The 18,221-nt window shown below is 64.6% G+C and carries 17 protein-coding genes; 9 read left to right on the forward strand and 8 right to left on the reverse strand.

Annotated elements, in window-relative coordinates:
- Positions 1–190: 190 nt before the first annotated feature.
- Positions 191–1,024, reverse strand: coding sequence for a LysR family transcriptional regulator (locus NLM31_RS28140; protein ID WP_254194361.1), 834 nt, complete (start codon positions 1,022–1,024; stop codon positions 191–193).
- Positions 1,025–1,150: 126 nt separating this feature from the next.
- Between NLM31_RS28140 and NLM31_RS28145 the strand changes: the two genes are divergently transcribed.
- The 4 genes from NLM31_RS28145 to NLM31_RS28160 all read left to right on the forward strand — a co-directional run bounded on the left by NLM31_RS28145 (position 1,151) and on the right by NLM31_RS28160 (position 4,748).
- Complete coding sequence (locus NLM31_RS28145; RefSeq protein ID WP_254194362.1) at positions 1,151–1,744, forward strand: cysteine hydrolase family protein; 594 nt, start codon at positions 1,151–1,153, stop codon at positions 1,742–1,744.
- A 12-nt stretch (positions 1,745–1,756) separates the two neighbouring features.
- Positions 1,757–2,395 (forward strand): glutathione binding-like protein, encoded by a 639-nt coding sequence (locus NLM31_RS28150; protein ID WP_254194363.1) that lies wholly within the window; start codon positions 1,757–1,759, stop codon positions 2,393–2,395.
- A 111-nt stretch (positions 2,396–2,506) separates the two neighbouring features.
- Positions 2,507–3,841, forward strand: a complete 1,335-nt coding sequence (locus NLM31_RS28155) for a caspase family protein (RefSeq protein WP_254194364.1) — start codon at positions 2,507–2,509, stop codon at positions 3,839–3,841.
- 82 nt (positions 3,842–3,923) lie between these two features.
- A complete protein-coding gene (locus tag NLM31_RS28160; protein WP_254194365.1) occupies positions 3,924–4,748 on the forward strand; it encodes an SDR family NAD(P)-dependent oxidoreductase in 825 nt (274 codons plus the stop codon).
- 69 nt (positions 4,749–4,817) lie between these two features.
- On the opposite strand, the gene NLM31_RS28165 is transcribed toward NLM31_RS28160, so the two are convergent.
- Positions 4,818–5,894, reverse strand: a complete 1,077-nt coding sequence (locus tag NLM31_RS28165; protein ID WP_254194366.1) for a DUF2778 domain-containing protein — start codon at positions 5,892–5,894, stop codon at positions 4,818–4,820.
- Positions 5,895–6,552: 658 nt separating this feature from the next.
- On the opposite strand from NLM31_RS28165, the gene NLM31_RS28170 reads away from it, so the two are divergent.
- Complete coding sequence (locus NLM31_RS28170) at positions 6,553–7,080, forward strand: FecR domain-containing protein (RefSeq protein WP_254132422.1); 528 nt, start codon at positions 6,553–6,555, stop codon at positions 7,078–7,080.
- Positions 7,081–7,173: 93 nt separating this feature from the next.
- A complete protein-coding gene (locus NLM31_RS28175; protein ID WP_254194367.1) occupies positions 7,174–9,060 on the forward strand; it encodes a CHASE2 domain-containing protein in 1,887 nt (628 codons plus the stop codon).
- Between the two features lie 20 nt (positions 9,061–9,080).
- Here the strand turns inward: NLM31_RS28175 and NLM31_RS28180 are convergent, their stop codons facing one another.
- A complete protein-coding gene (locus NLM31_RS28180) occupies positions 9,081–10,895 on the reverse strand; it encodes a glycosyltransferase (RefSeq protein WP_254194368.1) in 1,815 nt (604 codons plus the stop codon).
- Positions 10,896–11,291: 396 nt separating this feature from the next.
- Between NLM31_RS28180 and NLM31_RS28185 the strand changes: the two genes are divergently transcribed.
- Positions 11,292–12,032, forward strand: a complete 741-nt coding sequence (locus NLM31_RS28185; protein ID WP_254194369.1) for a glycosyltransferase family 25 protein — start codon at positions 11,292–11,294, stop codon at positions 12,030–12,032.
- A gap of 31 nt (positions 12,033–12,063) precedes the next feature.
- Here the strand turns inward: NLM31_RS28185 and NLM31_RS28190 are convergent, their stop codons facing one another.
- The 4 genes from NLM31_RS28190 to NLM31_RS28205 form a co-directional block, all read right to left on the reverse strand.
- Entirely contained in the window at positions 12,064–13,569 is a 1,506-nt protein-coding gene (locus NLM31_RS28190) for a glycosyltransferase family 39 protein (protein ID WP_254194370.1), read from the reverse strand.
- 30 nt (positions 13,570–13,599) lie between these two features.
- Positions 13,600–14,727, reverse strand: coding sequence for a glycosyltransferase family 2 protein (locus NLM31_RS28195; RefSeq protein ID WP_254194371.1), 1,128 nt, complete (start codon positions 14,725–14,727; stop codon positions 13,600–13,602).
- Between the two features lie 241 nt (positions 14,728–14,968).
- The gene (locus tag NLM31_RS28200) at positions 14,969–15,175 is read right to left on the reverse strand and encodes a hypothetical protein (protein WP_254132428.1); all 207 of its coding nucleotides are present in this window, start codon (positions 15,173–15,175) and stop codon (positions 14,969–14,971) included.
- An 89-nt stretch (positions 15,176–15,264) separates the two neighbouring features.
- Positions 15,265–15,645, reverse strand: coding sequence for a hypothetical protein (locus tag NLM31_RS28205; protein WP_254132429.1), 381 nt, complete (start codon positions 15,643–15,645; stop codon positions 15,265–15,267).
- 118 nt (positions 15,646–15,763) lie between these two features.
- Here NLM31_RS28205 and NLM31_RS28210 point away from each other — a divergent pair, with 118 nt between their 5' ends.
- Both NLM31_RS28210 and NLM31_RS28215 read left to right on the forward strand, forming a co-directional pair.
- Complete coding sequence (locus NLM31_RS28210) at positions 15,764–16,585, forward strand: DUF72 domain-containing protein (RefSeq protein WP_254194372.1); 822 nt, start codon at positions 15,764–15,766, stop codon at positions 16,583–16,585.
- A gap of 9 nt (positions 16,586–16,594) precedes the next feature.
- The gene (locus tag NLM31_RS28215) at positions 16,595–17,056 is read left to right on the forward strand and encodes a DUF488 family protein (RefSeq protein ID WP_254194373.1); all 462 of its coding nucleotides are present in this window, start codon (positions 16,595–16,597) and stop codon (positions 17,054–17,056) included.
- Between the two features lie 183 nt (positions 17,057–17,239).
- Here NLM31_RS28215 and NLM31_RS28220 read toward each other — a convergent pair whose 3' ends face one another.
- The gene (locus NLM31_RS28220) at positions 17,240–18,154 is read right to left on the reverse strand and encodes a PhzF family phenazine biosynthesis protein (protein ID WP_254194374.1); all 915 of its coding nucleotides are present in this window, start codon (positions 18,152–18,154) and stop codon (positions 17,240–17,242) included.
- Positions 18,155–18,221 lie beyond the last annotated feature (67 nt).

Genomic DNA, 18,221 nt, shown 5'->3' on the forward strand with positions numbered 1-18,221 from the left:
TGCTCTTCATTCGGCGGAACACGAAACCGCAGAGCGGCTCGCGCCAGCCGGGATCTCAACGAGCCCGGGCACATGGCCTAGCGAAGGAGCGCGCTAATAGACGAAGCACGTTCGGGTTGCAAGGGGGCGGTGCAGGATTTTTCGTCGCGCGCCTTCCGCTGTGACGCAATCGTCACACCGCAGCAACGCCTCAACTGCGCGACATGTCCTGGAAACACGCCCTCACCCAGTCGATCGTCACGCGCGTTGCGGCGTCGCGCTTGAGGTGATTTTGCACGAGCAGCCAGACGTCGCGCCGTTTCGGCAGCAGCGTCGCGCGAAGGCGACGATCGCGGAGCAGATCCGTGCAAACATACTCCGGCAGCACGCCGGCAGCCTGATACGAGCGGATCAGGCTGCGGATGACGCGGACGTTGTCGGTGACGCAGCGCGCACGTGCCTGCTTCGTGCGCAGGAATTGCATCTCGGGAATCGCGCCGAGCTCGTCGGGATAGGCGCACAGCACCGGCTCGCCCTCGCTCGCAACAGGCTCGAAATAATAGATGCGGGTCTCGCCGAGTTTTGAGATGGCGAAGTCGCCCTTGTCGGGCTTGCGCAGCCGGATGGCGAGATCGGCCTCCCAGCGCGAGAACCTGACGTTCTCGCTCGAGGTGAGGAATTGCAGCGTCAGGCCGGGATTGTTGCGCAGGAAGTCACTCGCACGCGGCGACAACACCTCCTCGGCGACCGTGTTGGTGGAGGCGATGCGCAGGCGTCCCACCGGACCGGCCAGACTTGCACCGACGCGACCGATCTCGGCGGCATGGGCGGCCATCGCCTCGACATGCGCCAGCACCGCCTCGCACTGCCGCGTCGGCCTGCGGACGCCGTCGGCGGCCTCGAACAGACGCAAACCGAGCGCGCGCTCGATGCGCGCCAACCTGCGTCCGACCGTCGTCTCGTCGATGCGCAGCCGCGCGCTGGCCCCGGCGTAGGTGCCCTCGTCCCTGACGGCAGCGATGATGCGCAGATCGTCCCAGTTCATCGATCGAGGCTATACCGGCCGGTGGCAGCCTGCAATATCGCAGCCACCCGCTGCAATATCCCTGCATATCGGCAGGCGTTCCCGGGGCTATCCTTTGCGCGTTTCTGTCCCGGAGATTTCCAGACCATGACGACCGCAAAGACCCTGCTGCAGCTCGCCGGTGCCGATCTCAACCCGCCGCGTCTTGGCGACGCCGCGCTAGTGCTGATCGATATCCAGAACGAATATCTCGCAGGTCCCCTCGCCTTGCCCGACGCCAAGCCCGCGATCGCGCGGGCGGCTGCGCTGCTGGCGCGGGCGCGCGAGGCAAACGCGGCGATCATCCATATCGCGCATCGCGGCAAGGCCGGCAGCCTGTTCGATCGCGGCGCCGACCGCGGCGCCATCGTCGCAGAGCTGACACCTCGCGCCGGCGAGCTGGTGATCGAGAAGGAGTTGCCGAATGCGTTTGCCGGCACTGATTTGCAGGCGCGCCTTGCCGCAACCGACAGGAAGAACATCGTGCTGGCCGGCTTCATGACGCATATGTGCGTCAGCTCCACCGCGCGCGCCGCGCTCGATCTCGGCTTTCGCACGACAATCGACGCCGACGCCTGCGCCACGCGCGACCTTCCCGACGGCCGCGGCGGCACGCTGGATGCCCGAACCATCCACGAGGTCGCCCTCGCCGAGCTATCCGACCGCTTCGCGATCATCGCGCGCGGCGATGCGCTGACATAACGGAGCAACGCGATGCTGCAGCTCTATTTCTCGCCGATGGCCTGCTCGCTTGCGAGCCGCATTGCGCTGATGGAAGCCGGCCTCGATGCGCACTATCATCTGGTGCATCTCGGGACCAAGAAAGTCGCGGACGACGACGGTGATTTCCGCGGCATCTCGTCGAAGGGCGCCGTGCCGGTCCTGGTGCTGGAGAACGGCGAGCGGCTGACCGAGAGCGCGGCGGTGCTGCAATACATCGCCGACCTGAATCCTGAGCGTGGCCTTGCGCCGCGGCCGGGAGAAGCGGATCGCTACCGCCTGCAGGAATGGCTGAGCTTCATCGGCGCCGAGATCCACAAGGCGTTCCTGTTTCCGACCTTCTGGTACAAGGACGAGGGCTCGCTCGCCAAGCCGCGCGCGAGGATCGGACAGACATTGTCGGTGCCGGCAGCGTATCTTGCAGACCGTGAATTCCTCGTGGGTCAACGCTTCACTGTTGCGGATGCCCATCTCACCTGGGCTTTACTGCTGCTCCGTGCCGCAGGTGTCGACGTCGCACAATGGCCGTCGTTGACTGCCTATCTCGAACGCATGCAGGCGCGGCCCACGGTGAGAGAAGCCGTCGCGACCGAGATGGCGCTGCGCAAGACCATGGCAGCCAGCCCGGCGTGACGGGATGTCACGACCGCCAGATCTGACGGTTCCATAACGGCGAAGCCATTGATGCCGGCGCGGCATGCGCTAATCTGGGAGATATTTTGGATATTTCCCAGGAAGGCATTCATGCGTGCTGCTTCTGGAATTTTACGTCGAATTTCCCTGACTCTTCTCGCCCTCTGGCTGAGCTTTGTCCCCGCGTCGGCGGACAGGCGCGTTGCACTGGTGATCGGCAACGGCGCCTATGTGAGCACGGCGCAGCTGGCCAACCCGTCGCACGATGCGGAGGACGTCGCGGCCTCGCTCAGGCGCAGCGGCTTCGAGGTCCTGCAAGGCATCGACCTGCGCCAGGCCGACATGCAGGACCTGACCATCCGCTTCGCGCGCGCCGCGAGCCAAGCCGACGTCGCCCTGTTCTATTACAGCGGCCATGCGATGCAGTACAACGGCGTCAACTATCTAATGCCGGTCGACGCCGTGCTGGCCGATGAAGCGGACCTCAAGCGCTTCGTGCGGGTCGACGACATCGTGAACGATCTGCAGCAGGCCAAGAACCTGCGCATCCTCGTGCTCGATTCCTGCCGCGACAATCCGCTCGCCGAAAACCTCAAGCGTTCCGCGACGCGCGCCGCCTCGATCGGTCGCGGCCTGTCGAAAGTCGAAGCGCCGCGCGGCACGATCGTGTCGTTCTCGACCCAGTCCGGGCAGACCGCTGCGGACGGCAGCGGTCGCAACAGCCCCTATACGACCGCGTTCCTGAAGCACATCGAGGAGCCGCAGGAGATCGGCGACGTCTTTCGCGACATCAGCAGCGACGTCTATGATTCCAGCGGCAAGACGCAGCTCCCCGAGCTCTCGCTCTCGATCATCGGCAAGTTCTATCTGAACGGGCCGGTGTCGGTCACGGTCGCGCCAGCTGCGCCGCAGGCTGCGCCGAAGGCCGATCCCTGCGCCTCCGCCGAGGCGCACTGGAAGGCGGCCGACAGCATCGGCACGGCCGCTGCCTTCGAGGATCATCTTGCGCGGTTCTCGAATTGCAGCTTCGCCAGTCTCGCCAAGGGAAGGATCGAAGCCCTGAAGCAGAAGATGGTGCTGGCGCCGGCAGCCGGCGACAGCAAGACGTTCGACGGCAAGTGGGACGTCACCATAAGTTGCACGAACTCCGGCAAAGCGCTCGGCTACACCCGATCCCTGTCGGCCACTGTCACGAACGGCGCGCTCCATGCCGAGGATTCGGAGCCGCGCACGAACAACACGCTTGCGATCGACGGACAGATACCGGCTGACGGAAAGACGACGCTGAGCGCTCGGGGCACGACGGGACCGAGCGCCTATACTGTCAACAACGCCGTTCCCGGCTCGCCTTACGCGTACACGATCGACGCGCAATTCGAGCGCACCCGGGGCAGCGGAAAACGCAACGAGCTGCGTCCGTGCAGTTTCACTTTCGTCAAACGCTGATCGTGCGATATCACGCACGAGCGGAGACGGCGATCGGCCTCGATCCCGTAGCAAGCTGACATCTCACAACGGGAACAAGATCATGACATCGCATGACGCTACGAAGATATTGGCCGGCAAGGTCGCGCTGGTGACCGGCGCAGGGCGCGGGCTCGGCCGCGCCTTTGCAGAGAAGCTCGCCGCGCTCGGCGCCGATGTCGCCATCCACGGCATGCGCGAGAACGGGCCGGCGGAATATGGCGAGGGCACGACGCTGACCGCAGTGGCCGCGGAGATCGGCCAGCAATTCGGCGTCCGCAGCCAGCGCGTGCTCGGCGATCTCACCAGGGGCGACGACATCGCGCGCGTGGTGGCCGAGACGGAAGGCGCGCTCGGACCGATCGACATCCTCGTGCACAATGCCGGCGGCGACATCGCAGCCGCGGGCGGCAAGCCCGATCCGAACGACGCGGTAAACATCAGGGAGGCCGATGTGCGCGCGGTGCTGGAGCGCAATCTGCTCTCGACCATCCTGACCTGCCAGGCGGTCGCGAAAGGCATGATGCAGCGGCGGCGTGGCCGCATCGTCACGCTCGGCTCGGTCGCCGCCTTCAAGGGACGCACCCAGGGTTCGATCTATGCGGTGTCGAAGGCCGGCGTGACCCACTACACGCGATGCCTGGCAGACCAGCTCCGCGAATACGACATCGCCGTCAACTGCATCGCGCCCGGCGACACCCGCACTGGCCGCTTTCTCGGCACCCGCGCGGTCGACCCCAACCGGATGGTCGAGACCGGCACGCTCGACCGCATCGCGACCGTCGACGAGGTCGCGCGCGTCGTCGAGTTCTTCGCAGGTCCGATGGGCGCCTTCGTTTCGGGCCAGGTGCTGCGGATCGACGGTGGCGCGCAGTGCTGGCCGGGCTGACAACGCAGAGCCAAAAAAGAAAAGGGCCGCAGCGAGCGGCCCTTTTGCATTGCCTGGACTTGGCTGAGATCAGTCGACCCGCGCCAGCACCGCGAGCTTGCGGATGCCCTTATTGCGATAAGCGTCGAGGAACGCGTAATAGTCCTTGAACGACACGCAGCCGTTGGAGTCGCCGTTCGGCCCGAGCATGAAGGTGTGCGCAAGCAGACCGTCACGGCCGTAGATCGCGCTCTCACCGCCGATCGGGGTCAAACGCAGCGCCGGCACGCCGTGGAACAGCGCTTCGCGCGGCTTCAGATTGTAGATGTGCGGTGGCGTCACGCCGCGCATGCGGACCCGCGAGGAACGGGGATCGTCGAGATTTGAGCCGAGGCCGGAATGCGCCTCGAGCCTGGTGCCATCGGGCAGGTAAACCGTCTTGGCGGTGATGTCGTAGACCGCGGTGTCGCGCTCATAAGGCGCCGAACCGCCAAGCATCGGGTTCTGCTCCTTCGGCGCGATGGCCGAGGTCACGCTGGCATCGGCCGAGGCATAGGCGAGCAAGCCGCCGGACGGCTCACGCTTGCCCCAGAGCTTTTCCACCATCGACTGGCGCGGACCGGTGATCGACATCACCGCGGCCTTGGCGCGATCGGCAAAGGATTTTGGCTTGGCTTCAGGCGCCGGCACGATCTGAGCCGGATCCGCAGAAGCCAATTGCACCGGCGCTTCGGTGCGCTTGGCCTTCGCGGCGTCCGCGATCTTCTCGACGGCCTTGACCGGGCTCTTCAGGACTTCCGCGACCTTGGCGACGACAGTCGGCTTCGCCACGTCCTTGGCTTCGGCGACCTTCGTCGCAGGCACAGCACTCGCGGCGTTGGACTCGACGCCCTGCGTCGCGGCCGCGGCAAAGCGCTCGTTGAACATTTCGCGTGAAATCGGCGCAGCCACCTGCAGCCTGTCGGGCAGCAGTGCAAAGGTTTCCCGGATGGCCTCGCCCGCCTCGCGCAACGCGACCCTGGGCTCACGCTTGATCACGGGCTCGTCGTAGCCGGAGCTGCCGACGGTCGGATAGACGCTGGCGGCGAAGATATTGTTGTAGACGGTCCAGCCGGCAAGCGCGACGCAGCCGATCACGGCCGCGCCAAGCACGTTTTGGGTGGTCATTTTCCGGGAAGACTTCCGATGGAAATTTTTCGGATTCCGTGCCGCGTAACTTTGCGCAGCGATACTCGTACTCATTCGCCTTGCGTCCAGGACGGTGTCACTCAGTCCCCCTTCGAAGTGCCGCTGGTCACGTTCCGGAACCAGCATTTCGCAGAGGGTCGGAGCGTCATTAAGGCGACTTTTAGTTAAATGCGGATTAAGTTCTGGCAGATGTAGGGCAGCCCGTTAACGCTGTGCCATTTCGAGAAAAAGGTCCGCAAAACTACGGACTTAAGCGAAACTGTTAACCATAATTCTCGGCCGGTTCGGCACGGTCAGAGGACGTCTCCGGCCCGCATCTCTAGACCCACCAACCAAGTCGTTTTCGTGGTCATCAATATCCGGAAGATAGCGGAGAAGCGTTGCGCGAGGCTGGTGCAGTCAACTGCAGATGTCAGCAGAACGGCGGCAGCGGATCACAGAGATCACACATCACGCATCGCGCGACGATCGCTCACGCGGCACGGCGCCATGACTGAAAGTTGATCGCGCCGGTCTGGAAATTGCCGCAGCGCAAAAATAGCTAAACGACCCGGCACTTTTCAGCAGCCTCTACGCGTGATACGGTACCGTATCAACATCGCCTTGGACTGTGCCGAGCACGCAAACGGAGGCTGGCATGAGAGGGTTTTCGCGCGCCGGGTTTTGCGCCCTGGCGTGGTCATTCGTGTTGATCGGATCTGCAACTGCACAGCCGGCCGCCAATGCGGGCTGCACGGCATCGGCGTCGGCCGCTGGGACTCAGACCTGGCGTTGCGACAACGGCATCACCATCGTTGCCGAAAACGGCGCCCGATTTGAACTAAACGACGCCAACCGCGACGGACATATTGACTCCGTGGAGTTGAGCAGCAAGGCGCTGCTGATCGAAGTGCCCAAGAAGCCGGGCGGCAATCCCTTCAAGGTGCTGACGCCGCAAGCCATCGCCGCCGTGCGGGGCACCAAATGGGCGGTCGATGTCGCCGAGGCCAAGACGTCGGTGTTCGTCGCCAACGGCCGGGTCGGCGTGACCCGCAGGGCGGCGCGTGGACGAGGCGTCGTGCTGGGAGTTGGCGAAGGCGTCGACGTGGAAGCGACCGGTCCGCTGACCGTCAAGACATGGGGCCAGCCGCGCGTCGACGCGCTGATGGCAAGACTGGGCCAGTAAGACTCGACCAACAAGACTCGGCCAACAAAACTCGGTCGTCACGACCTGCCCAGGCAGGCCCCGACAACAAAAAGAAGATTGCAGTACGGCGGCATGAAGAGACGCGTTCAAATTCTGGTGGCACTTGTCCTCGCCGCGCTGTGGGGCGCGGGCATCTATGCGGGCCACGCCAACGGTCACCTGCGTTTCCTCGATCGGCTCGAGGCCACGCTGACGGATTGGCGAACGCAGGTCCGCGGCGTGCAGGCTCCGCCCGATCTCGTCACCATCGTCGCCATCGACGACACCGTGGTGAAACGTGGCGGCAGCTATCCGCTACCGCGCGCCGATCTCGCCCGCGTGGTCGACACCATCGTGCAGTTCAAGCCGAAGGTCGTCGCGATCGACCTGCTGCTGATCGACCGCAGTGCTGCAATCGGCGACGCCACGCTGGCCAACACGCTCGCCACCGGTCCCATGGTGCTCGCAGCCGCCGCGATCTTTCCGAGCGCGAGCGAGACCGTGGCGCCCGCCAGCGCCGGGCCGCTCGCCGCCCTGCCCCAGGCCGAGCGCTTCCTGCTGCCGTTGCCGGCGTTCGCCGATCACGCCGATGTCGGCATCGTCAACGTCGCGACCGGGCAATCGGGCTCACCGCTCTCGGTGCCGATGCTGTTCCGGACGGACGACAAGGTCGAATTGTCGTTTCCGCTGCGGGTCGCGAGCCGCGCACTGGACAAGCCGCTGACGATCGCCCCCGATCATCTCATGCTCGGCGATCGCGCCGTGCCGACCGACGCCGACTTCGCGCTGCCGATCACCTATTACGGCCCGCGCCGCACCATCCGCACCGTGAGCGCACAGAGCATTTTCGACGGCACGCTCGACCGCAAGGCGATCGAGAACCGGATCGTCGTGATCGGCGCCGCCGTTGCCGGCGGCGGCGATTTCTTCCCGACGCCGTTCGATTCCCTCATGCCGGGCGTGGAGGTGATCTCGACCGCGATCACGCATCTCGTTGCCGGCGACAGCGTCGTGCGCGATCGCAAGGTTCACATCGCCGATGCGCTCATCGCGATCCTGCTGCCGATGCTGCTGGTGGGCCTGCTGGCCTGGCGACGCAGCGCGCTCGGCTTCGTGGCGGCGGCCGTGGTGATGATCGCCTGGGCCGGGCTCAATCTGTTCGCGTTCACGCACGGGATCTGGCTCGATGCCGCGACCACGCTCGCGGCCGCGGTGCCACCGGTTGCGGTGTTCATCGGCGTGCAATTGTGGGCAGGAGGTCGCCGCACGCAGTATCTCGCCGCCAAGAGCCGGTCGCTGGCGCAATTCCAGGCGCCGGCCGTGCAGGAGTGGCTGGCACGCGATCCCGATTTCCTGGCGAAGCCCGTCCGGCAGGATGCGGCCATCGTCTTCATCGATCTCTCCGATTTCACTGCGCTGAGCCAGCGGATCGATCCGGACGAGCTTCAGGATATCTTGCAAGCATTCCACGCGCTGATCGACCGGGCCGCGGTCGATTGCGGCGGCATGATCACGAGCTTCCTCGGCGACGGCGCGATGATCCTGTTCGGCCTGCCGGGCGCGATGCCGGATGACGCGGCGCGGGCGCTGAAATGTGCGATCGACCTGCATCGCGGCGTCGAGCGCTGGATCGCATCATTGCCGCCTGCGATCGGTGGCCGGCTCGGCTTCAAGATCGGGGCGCATTTCGGCCCGATCGTCGCGTCGCGTCTCGGCGAGAGCCATCAGCACATCACCGCAAACGGCGACACCGTCAATCTCGCGAGCCGGCTGATGGAGGTCGCGGCGCAGAACGGCGCCCGGCTCGCGATGACCGACAAGCTGCTCGATGCGGCCGACTTTCACGGCGCGCCTGACGGGGTCCTGGCGGGCCCCCTGCTGACGCAGATCCGCGGCCGCTCCGGCGTCGTGACCGTCTGGTTCTGGCGCGACCAGGACAGGCCGAGCCAGGCCGCGGCCAAAGCCGAGATGATCGACTGAGGCCGCGGGCCAAGCTCCGGCTATCGCGCCTTGCGCTTCAGCACGCCCAAGCCACCCAGCTTGCCGCGCGACATCAACTCGCGGAAACTGTCGTTGAGGAGGATCTCGTCGACTTCGTCAGAGATCAGCTTCGCTTCGGCTTCGGTCATGACGTTGGATATGAACGTGCCGCTCGCCTTCATGGCGTTGAGCACATCCTTGACCAGGGGGGCGCCGTTGGACGGGATCTCCGGCGGCTGCCAGTCGAGATCCTCGATCACGAACAAGCCGCCCGGCTTCAGCGAGGGAAACAGCACGCCGAGCGTCAGGTGCTGGTGCACCGAGGCGTGAGAACCGTCGTCGATGATGATGTCCAGCGCGTTCTCTTTGCTTGCGAGCTCCGCCAGCATGGTCCGGTCGCCCTGATCGACCCGATGGATCCTGACCCGCGAATGGGAGAACCAGCTGAAGTCCTCGATGTCGACGCCGATGACTTCCGCATTCGGGAAGTAGTCCAGCCACATCTGCAGCGACGGCACCTGATCCTGAGTCCAGCCTTCGACCCGCCCGCGGCACAGGCCGATCTCGAGGATGCGAATGGGCTCGAGCGCCTTCGATCGGAACAGCTCGTGATAGACGCGCGTGTAGTGATGGGCAAGGTGGCCCTTGTAGACTGCGCCCTTGTCGGAGTCGTATTTCGCCGCAAGCTGCGTCAGCCAGTTCGGCTCGAGCACCAGCTTCTTGAGATAGCCCGCCACGCTCTGCTCGGGGACCGCATCGAAGCGCAGACCCCGTTCGGCCCACATTTTTCCCCAGAGATGGACACCCGTGACACGGGGATCGCTCAGAAGATCGAAGCCGGCGCGGCCTTCGGCCGCGAACCGATCCACTTCGCGCCAGTCGATCGCGTTGAAGGTCGTCGGCGGCAGAATCGAGGATTGGAGCGCCTCATCGCCTGCCACAAGCAGGTATTCGCTGAGCAGCAGCGGCCCAACCGCGCCGTATTCGACGCGCTTTTCGCTGAACAGCCGCTGCAGCGACAGGGCATACAGATTGGCCATGTGAACCGAGCCCTTGGGCGCGCGCATCACGTCGCCGACGCAGACATGCCCGTTCTCGACTCCCGACCACTGCGCGGAAAACACATGCTCCCGGCCAAACTCCAGCGGCTTCACCAGCACGATGTCCGTGTCGAGCCACCAGCCGCCGAACTCGTGGAGAACGGCGTAGCGGAAGATGTCGCTGAAGTAACGGATCTCGCTGTTCAGGACGGCGTGCTGGTAGATCGCACCCGGCACGAGATTCCCCGCATCGACCACCATGACGCCGGGCGGCACGCGTGCCTGCATGGCAGCGACATTGTCGTAGGTGTACAGCTTCACCGGATGGCCCTGGCGGACCATCGACTGGAGCGAGAGACGCGACATCTCGCTCAGCGGGGCATTCGACCAGAAGCAGTGAATGGGATCGCGGGCTTCAGTTGCGCCCGGGCGGCTCCGAAGATGCGGATTGAACTGCGCCGTCAGGGCATTCCAATCGCTGCGCGGGACCGAACGGCACTCCGCGAGGAATGGCAATTTCTGATATGCCCGCGCGATCAGAACGCAAAGGCTCGCCTGGTTGACATGCCCCGTCCTGCTCAAGGCGTTGCCGAAATTCTCCCAGATTGACGGATCGACGGGATCGAGCGCCACCGCGCGCTGAAACGCCTCCAGCGCCTCCGCCTGGAGACCCTTGCCCAGCAGAGCCGTTCCGAACGTTGCGAGATAGGTCGCCTTCATCTCATTGGTGAGGGCGCGGCCGGCCCACTCCAGGGCGGCATCGTAATTCCCGTTGAGCAGAGAGACACCGGCCATCAGATGAAGCAGACCGGCGTGGTTTCCATCGGAGGCAAGCCCTTCCCGACAACGGGCTTCGGCCTGTTCGAGCTCACCCGTTTTCAGATGCCGAAGGCAGATCTGGTAAACTTCATCCCGCGTCAGCGAAGACGGCCCAGTCGAGATCTCGTTTGTTCTTGCGAGAGTGCCGTCGTGATAATTCATCGGGGACCTTCCGGATCAAGGGAGAGCAGGCAGCAATCCGATTCCTGACAGTGCAGGAAGGTTGCCGCTTCTCAATTATCCCGTGGAGCTTGCTCGAAGCTGGACACCACATTCGCCTCGCCACGCCGGCGCGTGGCGAATCAAGGGGCCCGTTGATATGCCTCAACCAGCGGTCGACGCTTTATCCGAACTTTGAATCTGGTCCTTTCCATGAAGAACTTCGTCGTCAACCTCAACCGTCAGCCGGAAAAGTACGAAAGCTTCCTGAGACTGAATGCCGGATCGAAGATCGCCTTCGAACGATTTGAGGCATCCGAAGGCGCATCGTTCTCATCGCAGGACGCGCTCGGGATGAACCTTGTCGTGCCCGGAGCGCAGTTCACGCCCGGTGCCGTCGGTTGCGCCGCCTCGCACTTGCGGATCTGGCAACAGACCGTTCAATCCGAAGCCCCGGCGCTCGTGTTCGAGGACGACGCGATCATCCGCAATGACATCACCGAGCGCCTGGATTTCCTTCATCGTCTCAAGGACTGGGACTACGTCGCGCTCGGCTACAATACGGACTCCATTCTCGCCCTCGAGCTGACGCCCGGCTTCAAGACCGAGATGGTGTTCACGCCCAAGCATCAGAGCAATGAAAGCGCGCCGGTCTTTCAAAGATCGACCTCGGAGGTCGCCGCGTTTCGGCTCGTCAATTGCTTCGGCACGGCGGGTTATGTGGTTTCGCCCCGAGGCGCGAAGAGGCTCCTGGAGCTCTGCTTCCCGATGGAGAACCGGTTTCTGCAGGTTGCAGCGCTCAATCGCACGATCGCGGTGATGGGGGTCGATGGCATGATGAACTTCATCTACAATTCGATCGAGGCCTTCGCCTGCCTCAGCCCGCTCGTCATTCCCAAGAACAACAACGCGGTTTCGACGACCGTTCCGACCGGCGAAATCCCCCGCTGGTGAGTGCAGCCCGCACCCGCGAGGTGCGGCCGGTTCAGGGCAGAAGTTCAGGCGGCGGCGAGCGGTCCAGCACGTCGCCCTTGGCGCCCTCGAGCAGATCCACGCCGTAGGTCTCGACCACGAGCGGCCCGCGCTTGCGCTGCAGCTCGGCGACACGGCTCACCTGCGTGAAGAGGTCGTTCAGGAACGGATGGCCGTCGGGGCGCAGCTCGTCGACATAGATCAGCTTCCCCGCGAGCAGTTTTGGATCGGGATCGGGCATGTTGACCCAGCGGATGCGCTGGTTCTGCTGCACCACGCAGGTGCCGCGCGGCAGATAGAAGGCAAGCCAGCCCGTGGTGCCGTAATCCGGCGTGAGCACGCAGGTCGCGCCTGCGCGGACACGTGCCGCTTCGATCTCCGCGGCAAGCTCCCGCCAGCCGACGCCGACGCTGCGGACCGTCGCATCGCGGCGATAGCCGGATAGCCAGCCCGTATTGGCCTGAAGGATCAGCGCGGCAAACATCACGATGCCGGTCGGCGCGGCCCAGCGCAGGCAAAAATCCACTAGGCGTTGCGCGCGCGGTTTCCATTGCACGAGATTGGCCGCGGCGGCGGCGGCAACGACGAAGGGCGGATAGACCGGCGCAAACCAGTTGGCCTCGACGCGGGCATGCAGCGAATGCCAGACGAAATAGGCGACGATGGTCCAGAACATCGTCTCGATCAGCACGCGCGAGGCCAGCGCGCCGGCTCTCCGCCAGGTCAGCGCGTGCAGGCCCATCGCACCGAGGATGAAGACCAGCGGGGTCGCAAACGCGATCTGGGTCGGGATCAGCTCGGCAATGAAGACCGGCCGAAAATCCTCGATCCTGGCGCGACCGAGCTGCTTGACGAACGAAACCCAGTGATGATCCGCATTCCAGAGGATCACCGGCGAGAACAGCGCGAGCGCGACGAGGCCGCCGAGATAGGGCCAGGGCGAGAGGAACCAGCGCCGCAGTTTCGGCACGGAAGCGAGCCAGATCAGGATCGCCGCACCAAAGAACATCGCGGTGTACTTCGACAGCAGCGCCGCGCCGACGGCGGCACCGACCGCGAGCCACCAGGCACCGCGACCGGTCTCCAGCACTTTTGCGAGGAAGAACAGCACGAAGCTGGAGGCGACCAGCAACGGCGCATCCGGCGTCACGATCAGCGTGCCGACCGAGGCCATCATCGTCACGTTGAGCAGGATGGCGCTGGTCGCTGCCACCCGGGCACCGCCGAACAGGATCGCGGCCGAACGATAGATCGCATAACTCATCGGCAGCGCGAGCAGGATCGAGACCAGGCGGACGCCGAGCTCGGTGTCGCCGGCGATCATGGTGCCGGCGCGGATGACGTAAGCCACCATCGGCGGATGGTCGTAGTAACCGCCCGCCAGGTTCTGCGACCACATCCAGTAATAGGCTTCGTCGAAGGTGATCGGCGTGAAGGCGGCCGCGACCAGCCGCAATGCGACCAGCGCAAGAATCACCAGCGCCGTATTGCGGACGATCCGCGCGTCAGCCCCGCCCATACCCGAATCCTTGTCCGTTTTCTGGGCGCACTATTTCTTGCGCCAGACGAACAGTCCGGACATCGCGTAATTCCACACCACGCCCATCAGCGCGCCGGCGAGGCCCGCCAGCCACCAGATCGGTTCCTGGTCGTAGACCGAGAAGGCGACGCCGACATTGGCGAGCAGACCGACGCTGCACACGATGTAGAACATGATCAGGCCGCGCAGGATCGCAAAGCCCTTCAACCGCTGATCCCGATAGGTGAGGAAATTGTTCATGATGAAATTGGTCGTCATGGCGATGATGGCGCCTGCCGCCTGCGCCTCCGCGAACGGCGCCTTGAACAACTGAAGTCCGATGAACAGCGTGGTGAGATGCACCACGAGGCCGATGCCGCCCACCATCGCGAACAGGATGAAACGCAGCGAGACGATGTCGTTGGTGAGCTTCGCCAGCACGAGGCCAAGGAAATCGAGCGCGACCATGGAATCGAGCTTGCTCTCGCCATGCTGGCGGGCGCCGAACGTGTAGGGAATCTCGACCGCGCGCAAATTGCCCTGCGCACTCGCGACGAGATCGAGCAGGATCTTGAAGCCGTGCACCGACAGCTTTGGTGCCAATTGCTCGAACCGGTCGCGGCGGACCATGAAGAAGCCGCTCATCGGATCGGCGATCTCGACCCGGAGCATCTTCTTCGCCACCTCGGTCGCCAGCGCACTGGCGCCGGCACGCTGCTTGTTGAAGCCTTCGCTCTTGTAGCCCTCGATGTAGCGGCTGCCGACGACGAGGTCGGCCTGATCGCTTGCGAGCAGCAACAGCATCTTCGGCAGCTGTGTCTCGTCGTGCTGGAGGTCGGCGTCGATCACGGCGGCGAAAGGCGCGCTGGAGGCCAGGATGCCCTCGATGCACGCGCCCGACAGGCCGCGGCGGCCGATGCGGCGGATGCAGCGCACGCGGCTGTCCTGTTGCGCCAGCGCCCGCACCACGTCGGAGGTGCCGTCGGGCGAATTGTCGTCGACGAACACGACTTCCCAGGCAACGTTGACAAGCGTCGCCTCCAGCCGCCGGTACAGCACCGTGACGTTGTCGCGCTCGTTGAAAGTCGGGACGATGACCGACAGTTCCGGCCCCTCTTGAGCCTGGCCGCCGACGCCCGGTCTGATCGCTTCATTCATGACGGCAGCGTATATCTGCCGCGTCCTGCGATGCCAAGCCGGGGTTCTCGGGAGATGGCCCAAAACAGGCCCAAAAATGCCAACGACCCCGGAATGGTGGACCGCGCGTACATCCGGCGCTAGCCCAAGCTATTCCAAGGTCGTCTCAACAACGGAGATTGTTACTCAACGTTGCCGTTGTCACTTAAATGGGTACGACGCGGCCGCTCCGCAAGGGGGCCAGGAGGTCTTTTTCAGGCCATTACTGGTTCGGGACTTCCCGGATCACCGGGCCCCGCGGCGCCGGCGCAGCCGGGGCTGCGGGCGCCATGGCGGCGGGGGCCGGCTCGACCTTGGCCGGCTTCGGCGGCTTGCCGTACTGCCCGATCGGCCCGAAGACGACGGCGACCGCCAGCACGACCGCCGCGACGATCGCGCCAAAGATGCCACCTACCGACTCAGACGACATGCCAACCCGTCCCCGCTCCAGATGCCGCCAGTCATACCACGGATGATCGCACGGCCGGAAGGGCCGCCGGACCGCGACGGTCTGCCGCCCTATTTCTGCGGCGGCCGGTGCTTGACGAAGGCGGTCACGATGTCCTTCTGCGCCGCCTCCACCGCCCTGTTCGCGGTCGCGAGATGGGCACCGGATTCGATGTTCGGATACTGCGAGGTCAGATAGTCGAGCAGCGCCACCCGGTAATATTGCCGTTCCGAGGGGCAGGCCCCCGAAACCGACTTTCCAAAATCCTGTTCCGACATGCCCTGATTGCTGTCGCGCGAATACTCCCGCGCCAGGCAATGCCAGTAATCGTCGCGGCCCTGCATGGCGAGCTTCTGCGCGCCCTTCGCGTCGTCATCGTCAGCCATCGCAACAGACGTCATGGCAGCAGATGTCATCATGACGAGCGCCGCTCCCAGCATCAGCATCCGCATCTTGTTCTCCTTTTTGCGCAGATTTCTTCGTCAGCTTAGACGGGACACCGCAACTGGCCAATCACTTCTGGTTTGACTAGGATGCAGATCTCCCCTTCCCGTCGATGCGAGATCCCCCGTGGCCAAAGCAAAAACCGCGACCAAAAAATCCGGCAACATCTTCATCGGAATCGGCGGCTGGACCTTCGAGCCGTGGCGTGGCGTGTTCTATCCGGAGAAGCTGACGCAGGCGAAGGAGCTGTCCTACGCGGCCTCGAAGCTGACGTCGATCGAGATCAACGGCACCTATTACGGCTCGCAGAAGCCGGAGAGCTTTCGCAAATGGGCAGCCGACGTGCCCGAGGGTTTTGTGTTCTCGGTGAAGGGGCCGCGCTTTGCCACCAACCGCCGCGTGCTGGCCGAAGCCGGCGATTCCATCAAGCGGTTCTATGATTCCGGGGTGCTGGAACTCGGCGACCATCTCGGCCCCGTGCTCTGGCAATTCGCGCCGACCAAGAAATTCGACGGCGCCGATTTCGGCAAGTTTCTGGAGCTGTTGCCGCGCAAGCTCGAGGGCCGCGCGCTGCGCCACGTGGTGGAGGTGCGCCACGACAGTTTTTGCGCGCCGGACTTCATCGCGCTGATCCGCGAGTTCGAGACGCCCGTGGTATTCGCCGAGCACGGCAAATATCCGGCGATCGCCGATGTCGCCGGCGACTTCGTCTATGCCCGGCTGCAGAAGGGCAATGACGAGATCAAGACCTGCTACCCGCCGAAGCAGTTGGACGCCTGGGCCGAGCGCTTCCAGGCCTGGGCCGACGGCGGCGAACCGGACGACCTGCCGAAGGTCGACAAGGCGAAGCCCAAGAAAGAGCCGCGCGACGTGTTCGCCTATGTCATTCACGAGGGCAAGGTGCGCGCGCCGCACGGCGCCATGGAACTGATCGCGCGAGTCTCGTGAGGAGAGTCCATGGCCAAGGCGAAGAAGCTCTTCACCATCGGCTATGAGCAGACGCCGCCCAAGGCCGTGCTGGACGAGCTGGAGCAGGCCGGCGTCAAGCTGGTCGTCGATGTGCGCGCGGTGACGTCGTCGCGGCGGCCGGGCTTTTCCAAGAAGCAGCTGGCCGCAGGCCTCGACGAGCGCGGCATCGCCTATGTGCATCTCGCAGCACTCGGCACGCCGAAGGAAGGCCGCCTCGCCGCGCGCAGTGGCCAATACGACGTGCTGGAAAAGATCTTCTCAAAGCACTTGAAGGCGCCTGAGGCCAGGGAAGCGATGGACGAGCTCTCGGCGCTGGTGAAGAAGGCCGGCCCCGTCTGCCTGCTCTGCTACGAGCGCGACCACACCCACTGCCACCGTCAGATGATCGCCGAGATCATCGAGGAGCGCGATGGCGTGGCGGTGAGGAATCTGGCTGGACGGCAGGTGTAGTTGCCTCCGTAGCCGTCACCCTGAGGTGCCGTAGCGAAGCGGAGGCCTCGAAGGGCGGCGGCGTGGCATTGATGCTGCGACACATCGGCCGCACATCCTTCGAGGCTCGCAAGAGCTCGCACCTCAGGATGACGGGTCTAAGTCTGTTGCCCGGATTTCGCTGCGCTCCATCGGGGCTACAGACTAAGCCTCTCCCGCCAACCTGAACGTCCCCTCCATCATCTGCACGCAAGCGCCGCCGACATGGGCTGATACGACCTTACCGTCCTGCTTACGCACACGGGTGCGCAGAATGCTCGGCCGGCCCATGTCGAAGCCCTGGCCGACCGTGAGCTGCAATTCGCCCTCGCGCGTGGGATCGAGATCGGCGAATAGCGCGGCGGCCGCAACGGTCGCGCTGCCGGTGGCGGGATCTTCGGTGAGGCCGCTCGCGCCGCGCATGAACATGCGCGCCTGCCGCTCGCAGGGCGCCTCGGCCGCAGGCACGTCGCGCGTATAGAACCACACCGAGCGGGCGCCATCGCGCGGCAAAATCTTGCCGTAGGCTGCCGCATCGGGGCGGGCCCGCTTCAATGCCTCGCGCGAATGCAGCTCCATCACCAGAAACGCGTTTCCGACGGTGACGACATGCGGTGCGTGGTTGTCGGTCCTGACATCATCCGCGGTCAGCGAAATGCAGCTCGCGGCTTCAGCCGGTGACAGCGGCGCATACCGCGCCAGCGGCTGCGGCGCGGTAAGCTCCGTCCTGATCACCCGGCCCTGCTCTCTCACGATCTCGACCGGCACGAGCCCGGCTTTCTCCTCGAACAAGAGCCGGGGCTTCGGCTCTTTCGCCATCGAGGCGAGTACGAAGGCCGTTCCGACATTGGGGTGGCCGGCAAAGGCAATCTCCAGCACGGGCGTGAAGATGCGCACCTCGGCGTCGTTGGCCTTGTCGCGCGGCGGCAGCACGAACGTCGTCTCGGAATAGTTGAACTCGGTCGCGATCGCCTGCATCTGCTGCGTGGACAGCCCGCCAGCGTCGAGCACCACGGCAAGCTGGTTGCCGCCGAAGGCGCGGTCCGTGAACACGTCGACGGTGATGTAGCGGCGCTGCATGTAAAGTCCTCACGCAAATGGCGGCAGCAAACCGGCCGCCTCGCGCAGCACTCTACAAGCCCAAAAC

Origin of the sequence: Bradyrhizobium sp. CCGUVB4N, assembly GCF_024199945.1 — a bacterium.
GTDB lineage: Bacteria > Pseudomonadota > Alphaproteobacteria > Rhizobiales > Xanthobacteraceae > Bradyrhizobium.